Raw genomic sequence first — 13,101 nt, 5'->3', positions numbered from 1 at the left:
CGCTGCCCACGTAGGCATATATAGCGCAAAGGTGTAAAACTATACCACAAACCAGCCAGACGTGGAAAACAACCGCCCCCTTTTGCGCAGTATTATCCAACATGTTTCAAACCTTTGCGCAAACTGCGTCATTTCGTACAAACATTAACCAGGCGCGACAAAACTGAACCAAAGCAGGCGGAATATGTATAATCCGATCATCAGGACTTAAGGAGTTCATCACGCTTATGACAACCACACCGGCCCCTAAAGCACAGAATATTGACCACGAAGAGATCGCCAAATTCGAGGCCGTCGCCTCACGCTGGTGGGATCTGGAAGGCGAATTCAAACCGCTTCATCGTATTAATCCGCTGCGTCTGAATTACATTCTTGAGCGCGCCGATGGCCTGTTCGGGAAGAAGGTTCTCGACGTCGGTTGCGGCGGCGGAATTTTAAGTGAAAGCATGGCCGTGGCGGGCGCGGAAGTGACCGGTCTGGACATGGGCGGTGAGCCGTTGCAGGTTGCGCGTTTACACGCACTGGAAAGCGGCGTGAAAGTCGGTTATGTGCAGGAAACGGTTGAAGCGCACGCCGAAGCCCATCCGCTGCAATACGATGTCGTCACCTGTATGGAGATGCTGGAACACGTACCAGACCCGGCGTCTGTGGTGGCAGCCTGCGCCCGTCTGGTGAAGCCCGGTGGCCACGTCTTCTTCTCTACCATCAACCGCAACAACAAAGCGTGGCTGATGGCGATATTCGGCGCGGAATATGTGCTCAAGATGGTGCCGAAGGGGACGCATGACATCAAAAAGTTCATCAAGCCGTCAGAGCTGCTGAGCATGGTTGACCGAACGTCGCTGTTTGAACGTCACATTATGGGTCTGCATTACAATCCGCTCACCGACCATTTTAAGCTTGGGCCGAACGTGGACGTCAATTACATGATCCACACGCAGGCAGAAAATAACGCTTCGGCCTGATTGCAAATTTAAGCCTGCGTCAAGCCCGGAAAATGCGCTCCGGGCTGAAATACTCAGACTTTACGCAGGCTGCCCTCTTCTGAATTTTACTTAAACCTTAGTTTTTAGGGCGTTGGTGTTCCCGGCGGCGGCAACATGTTTTTTTAGAATAGTTATCCAGATCAATATAGCGTTTTTTTCTAACGTTTAATAAACCGGCAGTCGATCACCTTTAGCAAAAATATAAGAAAATCGTATCTGAGATATTGACAGGTTTGTCGCGCCAGCAATGACGGACTCCTCAGGCTTGGCGTAAAAATTTCTCCCCAACTTATCCACAAAACTGGCCATTTTGTTCACTTGCCAAAGGGCCATTCAGTCACTATCTTGTCATCAGAAAATAACAAACCCACAATATATTGTGTTTATATCCTGACCAGCACACAAGGGGCCCTTTGTGCTGCCGTGCGTGTTTTCACGGCCCGGTCAGTCCCTTATAAACCTTTGAGGTATCGCCCCGAATGAACCAAAGTCTACTTGTTACTAAACGTGATGGCCGCACAGAACGCATCAACCTTGATAAAATCCACCGTGTCATTGACTGGGCAGCGGAAGGTCTTCAAAACGTATCAGTTTCTCAAGTAGAACTTCGTTCACACATCCAGTTCTATGACGGGATCAAAACCGCTGATATTCATGAAACCATTATTAAAGCGGCCGCCGATCTGATCTCCAAAGACGCCCCGGATTACCAATATCTGGCTGCACGTCTGGCGATCTTCCACCTGCGCAAAAAAGCCTACGGCCAGTTTGAACCACCCAAACTGATCGACCAGGTGACCCGCATGGTTGATATGGGTAAATACGACAAACATCTGCTGGAAGACTACACGGCTGAAGAGTTCGAGCAGATGGACAGTTATATTGACCACTGGCGCGATATGAATTTCTCCTACGCCGCGGTAAAACAGCTGGAAGGGAAATACCTGGCGCAGAACCGTGTGACCGGCGATATCTACGAGAGTGCGCAGTTCCTGTACATTCTGGTCGCCGCCTGCCTGTTCTCCGGCTATCCGCGTGAAACCCGTCTGGACTACATCAAACGTTTCTACGACGCGATTTCTACGTTCAAAATTTCTCTGCCTACGCCGATCATGTCTGGCGTGCGTACCCCAACGCGTCAGTTCAGTTCCTGCGTTCTTATTGAATGTGGCGACAGCCTGGATTCCATTAACGCGACGTCCAGCGCCATTGTGAAATACGTTTCCCAACGTGCCGGTATCGGCATCAACGCCGGCCGCATCCGTGCGCTGGGCAGCCCGATCCGTGGCGGCGAAGCGTTCCACACCGGGTGTATCCCGTTCTACAAGCACTTCCAGACCGCAGTGAAATCCTGCTCTCAGGGCGGCGTTCGTGGCGGCGCAGCCACGCTGTTCTACCCGATGTGGCACCTGGAAGTGGAAAGCCTGCTGGTGCTGAAAAACAACCGTGGGGTTGAAGGCAACCGCGTCCGTCATATGGACTACGGCGTGCAGATCAACAAACTGATGTATCAGCGTCTGGTTAAGGGTGGCGATATCACGCTGTTCAGCCCGTCCGACGTGCCTGGCCTGTACGATGCGTTCTTCGCCGATCAGGACGAGTTCGAGCGTCTGTATGAAAAATACGAGCAAGATCCGGCAATCCGTAAGCAGAAAGTGAAAGCGGTCGAACTGTTCTCACTGATGATGCAGGAACGCGCATCCACTGGCCGTATCTACATTCAGCACGTTGACCACTGCAACACCCACAGCCCGTTTGATCCGGCTATCGCGCCCGTTCGCCAGTCCAACCTGTGTCTGGAAATCGCGCTGCCAACCAAGCCGCTGGATGACGTTAACGACGAAAACGGCGAGATTGCGCTGTGTACGCTGTCTGCCTTTAACCTTGGCGCGATTGAAAGCCTTGATGATCTGGAAGAGCTGGCCGTTCTGGCCGTTCGTGCGCTCGACGCCCTGCTCGATTATCAGGATTACCCGATCAAGGCCGCAAAACGCGGTGCGATGGGCCGTCGTACTCTGGGTATTGGCGTCATTAACTACGCTTATTATCTGGCGAAAAACGGCGTGCGTTATTCCGACGGCAGCGCTAACAACCTGACGCACAGGACGTTCGAAGCCATTCAGTATTACCTGCTGAAAGCCTCCAACGAACTGGCGAAAGAACAAGGCGCGTGTCAGTGGTTCAACGAAACCACGTATTCACAAGGCATCATGCCGGTCGACACATACAAGAAAGATCTGGATGCGATTTGCAACGAACCGCTGCATCTGGACTGGAATTCCCTGCGTGAAAGCATCAAAACCCACGGCCTGCGTAACTCCACGCTGTCCGCGCTGATGCCTTCCGAAACGTCTTCGCAGATCTCCAATGCCACCAACGGCATCGAGCCACCACGCGGCCACATCAGCATCAAAGCATCAAAAGACGGGATCCTGCGTCAGGTAGTGCCAGAATATGAGCGTCTGAAAGATCAGTACGAACTGCTGTGGGACATGCCGAACAACGACGGTTACCTGCAACTGGTTGGCGTGATGCAAAAATTCATCGATCAGGCGATTTCGTCGAACACCAACTACGACCCGTCGCGCTTCCCGAACAGCAAAGTGCCGATGAAACAGTTGTTGAAAGACCTGCTGACGGCCTACAAATTCGGCGTGAAAACCTTGTACTATCAGAACACCCGAGACGGTGCTGACGATGTGCAAGAAGACATGAAAGCAGAAGTGGCTGACGACTGCGAAAGCGGTGCCTGCAAAATCTAATCGTCTGTTTTAATTAAAAAAATTACATAAAACCCCCGTCAGGGGGTTTTTGCCGAGTATTCAGAGGAAAAGCAGTTATGGCTTACAGTACTTTTTCGCAAAACAAAAATAATCAGCTCCTCGAGCCAATGTTCTTTGGTCAGTCAGTCAACGTTGCCCGTTTCGACCAGCAGAAACATGAGATCTTTGAGAAGCTGATCGAAAAGCAGCTGTCCTTCTTCTGGCGTCCTGAAGAGATTGATGTTTCCCGCGACCGTATCGATTTCCAGGCCCTGCCGGATCACGAAAAACACATCTTCCTGAGCAACCTGAAATACCAGACGCTGCTCGATTCCATTCAGGGCCGCAGCCCGAACGTGGCGCTGTTACCGCTGATCTCCATTCCTGAGCTGGAAACCTGGGTCGAAACCTGGGCGTTTTCAGAAACGATTCACTCCCGCTCTTACACGCACATTATCCGCAACATCGTGAACGATCCGGCGATTGTGTTTGACGATATCGTGACCAACGAAGAAATCCTCAAGCGCGCGAAAGACATTTCCGGCTATTACGACACGCTGATCGAAATGACCAGCTATTACCACCTGCTGGGCGAAGGCACGCACACCGTCAACGGTAAAACTGTCGTGGTAAACCTGCGTGAACTGAAGAAAAAACTCTACATCTGCCTGATGAGCGTGAATGCACTGGAAGCCGTGCGTTTCTACGTCAGCTTCGCCTGCTCATTCGCCTTTGCTGAACGCGAACTGATGGAAGGGAATGCGAAAATCATCAAGATGATTGCCCGCGACGAAGCACTGCATCTGACCGGCACTCAGCACGCGCTGAACTTGTTGCGTTCAGGTCAGGACGACCCGGAAATGGTGGAAATCGCCAAAGAGTGTGAGCAGGAATGCCACGACCTGTTCGTACTGGCAGCACAACAGGAAAAAGACTGGGCAGAATACCTGTTCAAAGACGGTTCCATGATTGGCCTGAACAAAGATATTCTGTGCCAGTACGTGGAATACATCACCAACATCCGTATGCAAGCCGTGGGCCTGACCGCACCCTTCAAAACCCGCTCGAATCCGATCCCGTGGATCAACGCATGGCTGGTTTCTGACAACGTGCAGGTTGCGCCGCAGGAAGTGGAAGTCAGCTCTTATCTGGTCGGTCAGATTGACTCTGAAGTTCACGCCGACGATTTGAGTGATTTCGAGCTTTAAATGACGGACAGAACGATCACACTTTCAGCAAGCGGCCAGCAACTGGCCTGCAAATCCGGACACCGTAATTTGCTGGAAGTGTTTGAACATCATCAGGTTGAAGTAGAATACCAGTGCCGGGAAGGTTATTGCGGATCATGTCGCATGAAGCTGGTCAGCGGTGAGGTCAGATATAGTGAGAAACCCCTTGCGTTTGTGGCGGAAGGAGAGATTTTACCGTGTTGTTGCATGCCAGTGGCACACATAGAAATTTCATTCTGATGGTGAGCAGGGTGTGGCAAAAAACCTAATCAGGTGCACCCTTCCCCACCTTGAGTTTGCTTTGATACCCCACCCCAACCCTCCCCTTCGCAGGGGAGGGAGCCGATCGAGTCTTTGCTCCTCCCCCTGCGAAGGGGGAGGCCGGGAGGGGGTTTAGCAGGCAAAAACTTTGCCTATTCTGATCCAGTTAAAGCTAATCTCTCTTCTCTGTGCAAGAAACCTGAAATCATTGCACCTTCGCAACCCGATCCAACCACGGATAATCCGCCACCACTTCCCACCCGTTCAGATAGCGCCTCAGCATATCCATCGCGACCATCGCTATTGTCTCCTGCCGTAACGTCAGGCCGTGCCGCGTGGCGGTATAACGAATCGTTAATCCGCAGGTGCCGGATGGCGTATGCAGTGTCAGGCTGAGCCGATCGCCCGATAACGCCCCGACGGCCAGCGCGAGTTGTGCGCCGGTTTTTTCCGCCAGATCCTGTGCACGCGCCAGCAGGCATTCGAGGGTTTTCTCCGGCGACGCTTCTTCGGTGTGCGCCAGTAATTCGCCTCCGGCCAGCGGGACGCCTGCGCTTTGCAGCCGCCAGTTCAGCAGACCGCCGGTAAAACTTTCACTCACCGCGAGACGCAGGTTTTGTGCCAGCAGACGCTCCGCCAGACGATCCGGTAAACTCCCCAGACCTTCGAAAATAGTACTCTCGCCCGCCACTTCACGGACGCGTTCGAAAGCTTTTTGCATCGCCGCTTCCTGCGAACGCGGGCCGGTCACTTTCAGCTCGATAATCGGCGACGAAGAACGGTAACCCATCACCACGCCTTCAGGCAGTTCGAGTTTATCCAGTTCGGTGGCGAGATCACTTTCGCCACGTCCGAACGTGGTCAGACGCAAACACAATGGTGCTTCGAGTGCGGGGAATTGTTTGTGAAGACGCGGAACAATTTGCTGTTCAACCATCACTTTGAATTCGGAAGGTACGCCCGGCGTGAAGAAAATCTGGCAGCGGTTGAGCTTCACGCTGAATCCGCAGGCGGTGCCGACCGGATTATCCAGCAGCTCGGCATTGGCCGGGATCTGCGCCTGTTTACGGTTGGATTCGGCCATCGGGCGGCCACGTTCGTTAAAGAATGCCTGCATGGTTTTAATCCATCCGGCATCCTCCACCAGTTCAACGCCACAGGCCAGGGCAGCAGCTTGCGCGCTCAGGTCATCTGTCGTCGGCCCTAAACCACCGTTGACGATTAACACATCTGCGATATGACTGCGCTCTTTCATAACGCTAACCAGTTCGTCCAGACTGTCGCCCACCGTTTCACGACTGGTCATCGGAAGGCCTTGATCGAACAGATAGCTGGCCAACCAGGCGGCATTTGAATCCACTATTTGACCGTGAAGAACTTCCTCGCCGGTACTGAGCATCTCAACCCTAAGCATCACTTTCTCCTCTCGTTTTGTCCTTCTACTGTAGAAAGGCTGACGCCGAAACACAATCGCACAGGCACAAAGTGAAAGTACAGATGAAAAAAAAGCCTGCTGAGCAGGCCTGAACACATTATTCCTCTAAAGATGATGAGGAATTAGAAATTAACAGCGCCGCCGAGATATGCGCCATCGGCTACGATGTTGTCGCGGTTGCCGTCTTTGCCGTCTTTGCCGTCCAGCGCCATGTAGCGGTAACCTACGCTCACGGTCACTAACGGAATCGCCGTCAGACGCACGCCTGCGTTGGCTTCTTTATAATTACCAATGCCGCTGGACAGTGAATCCGGAGAATAATAATAATCACCGTACAAGGTGAACAGTTTAGCGATTGGCAATTGCAGGCCGCCGCCGACTGCCGCTGCGTAACCTTCGTCGCCGTCTTTTGGATTGGTGTAAAGCCCTTTACCGCCAACGGTTGCCATGAACGGACCCAACGGGATGTTGTAGCCCAGACCCAGACCCGCGACATCACCGTCGTCGTCGTTATGCGTCCAGTCACCGCTCAACGCCAGGCCCGGAGAAGTGGTGCCCATGCCCACGCCTAAGTGAGTGTAATGCTCGCCAACTTCACCATTCACGCTGATTGCATTGGCAGAAGCCGCCGTGAACATCAGGCTGGCAGCAATACCAGCGACAAGAAACTTTTTCATTATTTATCCTAAATAATTGCTAAACGACAATGATTCTTCCGCCTGAAGTCTAAAGCAATTCACTCTGCTGTAACAACTTTTTGGAACTTTAAAACATTCGCGGAGAGGCAGTAAATTGTAAGAAACATCGATTTCATTGATGAAACGAAGATTTCTAATCGGAATGATAACTCCAGCCTATTTTCCCCTGATCAATATAGGGTTTATTCCTTGTGGGTGAGTGAATTTTGCTTAGGAAAGCAACCCTCAGATAAGGAATGTAAAAAGGCTACCCCAGACCCTTTTACCCCCCACCCGCTTCAAACTGGAAGGAAATGTCATGACCAAGAAAGGATTAACAACAGCCGCTGGCGCGCCCGTTGCCGGGGAGTTGAAACATGCGTCGCCTGAAACGCAAAAACGCCAGCTCGACCTTTTCTATAGAGTCGATCCGGCGTATGGAGCAGGTGTTGAGCAAGCACTGAAAGCCTGATTTTGAGTGCATAACAAACATGAAGGGCCGCATTGCGCGACCCTGAGTGTTCATCTGTCAGTATCAATAGTAGGTAATAGTCAGATTGGTTTTTGCCGTGAATGCACCGGTAAAGCTATCAGATTTCGAGTCCGTAATTTTTGCGGCAGTCTGAATAATCGCCGCCTGAAAATGCGCAGTATTTTTGCCTTTTTGCGCAATCCCCAGACTTTGCTTCACTCCCATTCTCACCGCCTTCCCTTCGCTGTCATAAACGCCGACCGCCAGTCCGGTCAGTGCTTTACCATCTGCGACACTGTGCGTAACCAATGTGTCACGGCCAATCAGCGAGGAGTTTGCATCAGTAAACGTCAGCTCGACATTGTTGGTGTAGGTGCTACAGGTAAAATCAACGCCAAAACGGGTCAGTGGTCCTTCAACAGGAAAAGTACCTGTGCTTTGTTTGTTAATAGTACCGATATCCACCACCTGATGCTGAGTATCCAGTTTGCATGATGGCGCAGCGATGAAAACGCCGGAACCCAGTGGCACATTGATCGTAGTGATTCCGGCAAAACCATCAATGCTGAACGTTAAGTGCGTACCTGCCGGAACAACCTGTTGCGTGTCGTATTCCATCCAGCCGTATTTAACCAGCTCAACCCGCATAGCTTCGATGGCGTAGTTGTGCACGGCGTCGTATTTATACAGTGACTTGGTCGCATTATGCTGCGCACCAAGCTCGATCAGCGAAGTGTCCGCGCTGCCATCCATGATCTTGTATTCGGCACCAAGCTGCTTTCCTGGTGCCATTCTGGCAGGCGAATAACTGTCCGCTAAAGTCTCCTGGTTGTAAGACACGGCCTTGATGTAAAACTTCATCTTGATACCGTTATTCGCGGTTTGCGCTTCACCATCCCAGTTCAGGGCAGCGTCATTCACCGTACTCAGGCTCACCGTGACATAACCATCGAATGCAGCCGGTGCAGAAAAGTCCTGCCCGTCGGAGCTGCACGTCAGGCGCATATTTGGCAGAAACTGAGCGTAATCCAGCGATAAAATCACTGTATAGTCGGGCGTGTCCTGATCCACCGCTATCGGGTTTTCGCGGGTATAAGGCGCAAAAGGTAAAACCCCGCCGGTATCAATATCGCAGTGTAAAGCCGCCGCCCGGCTGAGGCTGGGAAACAGGCAGGCCAGTAGCAATGCTGTGCAGCAAAATCCCGTTCTGACCACCGAGTGTCGTCTCATTTCGGTTTCCCGTTAAAAGGTCATCGACTGATGTTGCACCGGCGTATCGCCACCAAAATCATTAATGACTGAGTAATTAAGAGTACCGGATTGACCGGAAACAGCCGCAGGCAGGGCGTAACGGGTTTCACTTTTCGCTGGCACCATCGCGTTTTTGCCTTGTATTGGTAAGGATTTCCCCGCCACTGTTACAGCTAACTCAGAGAAACTGGCGTAATACGGCGTTGGGTTTTTCGCTATCAGCCAATTGTTACCTCCTTCATGACTCACCTGCCAGGTGAGTTTCCCGACAGTTTCAGCAGATTGTTCTTTCAGCGTAGACGGACGGACAAATACTTTCAGCCGCGTGCGGACGGCTAACTGCAACTGATTGCCCGTCACTTTACTGACCGGTGGAATTTCCTGAATCCACAACCAATATACCGATTCGCGATCCTGAGGCATTTTCCCCGGCAGGATCACCATGCGCAGCTTCCCTTCGCGTCCGGCACCGATTTTAAAGAGCGGGGGCGTCAGAATAAGCGGCATATTTTTATCATTGCCTCTGAGATCTTCGATCCAGGACTGCACCAGGTAATCATGATTTTTATCGTCATTCAGCAATTTGATTGACGTTTCTTTATCACTTTCCAGCGCAATCACGCGTGTCAGTGCTGGACGAACTGCGGCCTGAGCCACAGAGCTAACAATGTTAGTTAACAGCACCACGCTCATCAAAACAGCAACGGCTAATTTGTTAAATTTCATTTCTCTCTACTCAGCGACATACCGCATTAATTTGTTGGTACCAGGGCTCAGATGATCCCCTGGGAACCGGTAAAATAAACTGGCACGTGGCGTTATTTTCCAGCGTCACATGCAACGCTGTATCTCCGTCGGCCAGTACGCCGTTGAGATACAACAATCCGTTATCAGCGACCATGCCGACCTGCTCCTGTCCCTGCATTACGGTTGCACCAAAAGGTGCGGGTTTGCCGTCGGGAAGCGACAACATCACAATGGCCCGACGTCCGACTTTGGTCTGGAAACGACGCACGACAACCGCGCCATGCGTCGGGATGACGTTATTTCCGCTCTCGGCAAGTTCGACATTATCGTCTGCATGTCGCGTGTCTAAAGAGAGTGCGTTATCGCGATAAGGCGATATCGAAGGCACCACGGCGCGCCCCCAGCGGTTAGTCGATACGCCTGGCTGCCCCTCTACGCTGATACCTTTCGCATCCGGCGTTTCGATGATGGCGATGGTGTCACCCAATTGTTGAGAGAGCACCACACCTTGACTATAGGCCACGACGCCACCGGCAATCCCCGCAGAGTACTGGCGACTACTTTGCCCCGCGCTGACGCTGGCGTTCATATTCGCCATGCTGTTGCGATACCCCATTGAGGCCGAAGGTGAATATCCCTGATTGTCATGCTGCGCGGAGAGCGAATAATTTAAGGCACTTTCAAGCCCGGTTCCCGTCACCGTCGCCACTTGCGAGTCGCCAGAACGGCTGCTGCTGTTGTTACTCAATGAAACGTTCCCGCTACGCTTCTCACCCATATTCAGTGGCACGGAGAAATTGAGCGACAGCTGACGGTCAGGGGCATTATCCTCGTCTGAATCTGAGCTGGAATTGGCCTGATAACTATAGCTAATACCCACGTTTACAGAGTGAATCATGAAGGTATAGCCCATCGTCAAAGACGTGTCTGTGGTGTCAGAATCGTAGTAGTTATCCCGCTCAAGCGTCAGATAACCGTTTCCAAACTCCCCCAGCCCCTGATTCACCGTGGCCTGGAACTGGTTCTTACGGTGATTACGTGTGTCATCACTGCCCCACCGCCAGCCTGCATACTCGGGGAAATCCATAAAATCTCGCGTCTGATAACGGTAGCCCATGACCTGAAGCGACGTGTCACTGCTGTCAAAACGGCGTGCATATAACAGACGTACCGCGCGCCCGGCGTCGCTGGTTTCATCAGCGACGCCCAGATTATCACGATGAGAATTGAGATCATCCGCAGACACTTGCTGATGGTGCTCCAGTGCCCAGTCGAGGGAAATGCTGCCAAGAGATCCAAGATTGAACGCACTGCTCAGCGCCATCGACTGATAGCCTTCACCCGCCACCACCAGGTCGCTCAGCGTCAATTTATCGAAACCATATTGCAAACTGCCCTGCCCCACGACCGGCTGATAAAAAAGAGAATTATCACGGTAGCGGCCACCGCTGACGCTGTAACGCCAGGTGCCCGGACGCAGCATGTTTGGCAACGCAGTATAAGGCACGATGAACTGCTGCTGGCTGCCGTCACTTTCTTCGACAGTCACGTCCAGATCTGCGCCAATTTGGCCGTTGGTGAAATCAGTGATAGCAAAACTGCCCGGCGCGACGGTCGTGCTATAAATAATATTTCCGCGTTGGCGAATCACTACTCGCGCATTCATGCGCGCCACGCCACGAATAACGGGTGCATAACTGAACGTGTCTGCGGGCAACATCTGCCCGTTAGTTTCAAGCGTCATCCCCCGAACCGGCAAAATTCCCAGCACGTCGCTTGAGGTACTGGCATAAACATCACCGACGGTCATGCGGGACACCAGTGAGGCGATGTCACGCTCGGCATAGGCGCGGTCATGATTGGTTTCCCATCCCAACTGCGATTTATTGAACGTATCAAAACTGTAGAAACGCCAGCTACCCAGATTCACGCCAGAGTTCAGGCTCATGTAGGCGGTGTCGCTGGTATCGGCGTCGGAACCACTGTCGTGATTTTCAGTGTGATAAACGTAGCCAGAATAACTTAAACGCAGCGCATTGACGCCACTGTCCCAGAGGGACGGGTCGATCATCTCACTCTGTGAAGCCATATTGGTGGCAGCCTGTGGCGCGGTGACAATAAGCTGCTGCATGGATTCATCGTATTTGATACTGGCATCAGGCCATTTCGCCAGCAGGTCATAGCAAATTTCATTGCCACTTTTACCCACTTCGTTCAGATGATGATCCAGCCCCATCTGGTGAAGTAACGGCTGCGTCAGACATGGCATGGCGTTTGGAGAGCCTTTAACATTAATAAACTCTATTTTTGTTTTAAAAAGCGTGCGGCTATTTAAAACAACATCTGCCGTTTTTATGCCTGCTGAAACCTGGTCAGGATGATAAAATTGCTGAGGGATTTCCTGCGTATCTTTGCGCAAAAAATCCGCATCAAAAGCGGAATCATTATTATTAGTACCTGAGGGCGTTTCCTCTGCGGCTAATAAAGGTAAAGAGCAAAAAGCAGACGCCATGATGAAAACTCTCATTAATAATGAAAATTTTAAATTATCCACAACGACCTGCTTTAATTATAGGATGAAAACTTGCTAAGAATTATATTTAATAAAATATATATCGGTTATTGGTAGGTAATATCAATAAAGGATTTAGCACTGACATCACCGGCAGTCACATTGGGTGTTGAGGTATTCGCTTTATATGCAACTTTAAATTTCAACGAAGTATCGCCTACAGATAAAAGTTGCTTCTGAGACGGTGTACCACCGTTAATGCTTACTGGAGTACTGCCGTCATTTTCTAAAATGGCAATACCGACACCGAGTGCTGGCGCAGTAGCTACATTATTTTTTAGAATACTGCCATCAGCAGTATCCGGTGTACCGCTGAAAGACACGCTCGCATTTTTAACCGTTGTGATTTCACAATCTTTAAGATCGATACTGAAATCTTTCATACCCGCGTAACCGCCAGCGCCTGTGAATGAATTTGGGGTCACATCAGCTAAAGTCACAATTGCGCCGGTGGTTTGGGTTCCGCCATCAATGCCTTTTAAAGTACAGGCAGAGGCAACAACTTTACCATTGAAAGTAATATCACCATCAGATGCCATTACTGAAATTGGCATAGAGATTAATACGGACAATGCTAACAATTTACCTTTCATTTATTCCCACATCCTTATCAATTTAAATTAAACAGCATCCACACTGTGTGTGTAATTCATAAAACAATTCCAATGAATTATAAATGCAGCAGCTTTTTAGTAAAGACATCAGAATT

11 protein-coding genes are annotated in these 13,101 nt (G+C 51.1%); 5 read left to right on the top strand and 6 right to left on the bottom strand.

Going from position 1 to position 13,101, the window contains the following annotated elements; genetic code table 11:
- Positions 1-227 precede the first annotated feature (227 nt).
- The 4 genes from ubiG to yfaE all read left to right on the top strand — a co-directional run bounded on the left by ubiG (position 228) and on the right by yfaE (position 5,217).
- Positions 228-965 carry a bifunctional 2-polyprenyl-6-hydroxyphenol methylase/3-demethylubiquinol 3-O-methyltransferase UbiG gene (ubiG, locus tag ACM5QY_RS11280; RefSeq protein WP_416120697.1) on the top strand — a complete coding sequence of 246 codons (738 nt, stop codon included), beginning with the start codon at positions 228-230 and terminating at the stop codon, positions 963-965.
- 500 nt (positions 966-1,465) lie between these two features.
- On the top strand, positions 1,466-3,748 hold the full coding sequence (gene nrdA, locus ACM5QY_RS11275) for a class 1a ribonucleoside-diphosphate reductase subunit alpha (RefSeq protein ID WP_416120696.1): 2,283 nt from the start codon (positions 1,466-1,468) through the stop codon (positions 3,746-3,748).
- Positions 3,749-3,825: 77 nt separating this feature from the next.
- Positions 3,826-4,956 (top strand): class Ia ribonucleoside-diphosphate reductase subunit beta, encoded by a 1,131-nt coding sequence (nrdB, locus tag ACM5QY_RS11270; protein ID WP_413529315.1) that lies wholly within the window; start codon positions 3,826-3,828, stop codon positions 4,954-4,956.
- Entirely contained in the window at positions 4,957-5,217 is a 261-nt protein-coding gene (gene yfaE / locus ACM5QY_RS11265; RefSeq protein WP_416120695.1) for a class I ribonucleotide reductase maintenance protein YfaE, read from the top strand.
- A gap of 226 nt (positions 5,218-5,443) precedes the next feature.
- On the opposite strand, the gene ACM5QY_RS11260 is transcribed toward yfaE, so the two are convergent.
- Both ACM5QY_RS11260 and ACM5QY_RS11255 read right to left on the bottom strand, forming a co-directional pair.
- Positions 5,444-6,652, bottom strand: a complete 1,209-nt coding sequence (locus tag ACM5QY_RS11260) for a nicotinamide mononucleotide deamidase-related protein YfaY (RefSeq protein ID WP_416120694.1) — start codon at positions 6,650-6,652, stop codon at positions 5,444-5,446.
- Positions 6,653-6,795: 143 nt separating this feature from the next.
- Positions 6,796-7,350: a YfaZ family outer membrane protein gene (locus ACM5QY_RS11255; RefSeq protein ID WP_416120693.1), complete on the bottom strand. Its 555-nt coding sequence runs from the start codon at positions 7,348-7,350 to the stop codon at positions 6,796-6,798.
- A 319-nt stretch (positions 7,351-7,669) separates the two neighbouring features.
- Here ACM5QY_RS11255 and ACM5QY_RS11250 point away from each other — a divergent pair, with 319 nt between their 5' ends.
- Positions 7,670-7,822, top strand: a complete 153-nt coding sequence (locus tag ACM5QY_RS11250; protein ID WP_416120692.1) for a catalase-related domain-containing protein — start codon at positions 7,670-7,672, stop codon at positions 7,820-7,822.
- Positions 7,823-7,885: 63 nt separating this feature from the next.
- On the opposite strand, the gene ACM5QY_RS11245 is transcribed toward ACM5QY_RS11250, so the two are convergent.
- The 4 genes from ACM5QY_RS11245 to ACM5QY_RS11230 form a co-directional block, all read right to left on the bottom strand.
- Positions 7,886-9,052: a fimbrial protein gene (locus ACM5QY_RS11245; RefSeq protein WP_416120691.1), complete on the bottom strand. Its 1,167-nt coding sequence runs from the start codon at positions 9,050-9,052 to the stop codon at positions 7,886-7,888.
- 12 nt (positions 9,053-9,064) lie between these two features.
- Positions 9,065-9,799 carry a fimbrial biogenesis chaperone gene (locus ACM5QY_RS11240; RefSeq protein ID WP_416120690.1) on the bottom strand — a complete coding sequence of 245 codons (735 nt, stop codon included), beginning with the start codon at positions 9,797-9,799 and terminating at the stop codon, positions 9,065-9,067.
- A 10-nt stretch (positions 9,800-9,809) separates the two neighbouring features.
- Entirely contained in the window at positions 9,810-12,332 is a 2,523-nt protein-coding gene (locus ACM5QY_RS11235; RefSeq protein WP_416120689.1) for a fimbria/pilus outer membrane usher protein, read from the bottom strand.
- 107 nt (positions 12,333-12,439) lie between these two features.
- Positions 12,440-12,985, bottom strand: coding sequence for a fimbrial protein (locus tag ACM5QY_RS11230; RefSeq protein ID WP_416120688.1), 546 nt, complete (start codon positions 12,983-12,985; stop codon positions 12,440-12,442).
- Between the last annotated feature and the right edge of the window lie 116 nt (positions 12,986-13,101).

The organism is Rahnella sp. PCH160, from assembly GCF_047784855.1.
GTDB lineage: Bacteria > Pseudomonadota > Gammaproteobacteria > Enterobacterales > Enterobacteriaceae > Rahnella.
Note: the sequence above shows the minus strand (reverse complement) of the source record. Positions and strands in the feature narration are given on the sequence as shown.

Excerpts from the sequence above, each read along its gene's own strand:
- ubiG (WP_416120697.1), top strand. The coding sequence starts at position 228 with ATGACAACCACACCGGCCCCTAAAGCACAGAATATTGACCACGAAGAG.
- nrdA (WP_416120696.1), top strand. The coding sequence starts at position 1,466 with ATGAACCAAAGTCTACTTGTTACTAAACGTGATGGCCGCACAGAACGC.
- nrdB (WP_413529315.1), top strand. The coding sequence starts at position 3,826 with ATGGCTTACAGTACTTTTTCGCAAAACAAAAATAATCAGCTCCTCGAG.
- yfaE (WP_416120695.1), top strand. The coding sequence starts at position 4,957 with ATGACGGACAGAACGATCACACTTTCAGCAAGCGGCCAGCAACTGGCC.
- ACM5QY_RS11260 (WP_416120694.1), bottom strand. The coding sequence starts at position 6,652 with ATGCTTAGGGTTGAGATGCTCAGTACCGGCGAGGAAGTTCTTCACGGT.
- ACM5QY_RS11255 (WP_416120693.1), bottom strand. The coding sequence starts at position 7,350 with ATGAAAAAGTTTCTTGTCGCTGGTATTGCTGCCAGCCTGATGTTCACG.
- ACM5QY_RS11250 (WP_416120692.1), top strand. The coding sequence starts at position 7,670 with ATGACCAAGAAAGGATTAACAACAGCCGCTGGCGCGCCCGTTGCCGGG.
- ACM5QY_RS11245 (WP_416120691.1), bottom strand. The coding sequence starts at position 9,052 with ATGAGACGACACTCGGTGGTCAGAACGGGATTTTGCTGCACAGCATTG.
- ACM5QY_RS11240 (WP_416120690.1), bottom strand. The coding sequence starts at position 9,799 with ATGAAATTTAACAAATTAGCCGTTGCTGTTTTGATGAGCGTGGTGCTG.
- ACM5QY_RS11235 (WP_416120689.1), bottom strand. The coding sequence starts at position 12,332 with ATGGCGTCTGCTTTTTGCTCTTTACCTTTATTAGCCGCAGAGGAAACG.
- ACM5QY_RS11230 (WP_416120688.1), bottom strand. The coding sequence starts at position 12,985 with ATGAAAGGTAAATTGTTAGCATTGTCCGTATTAATCTCTATGCCAATT.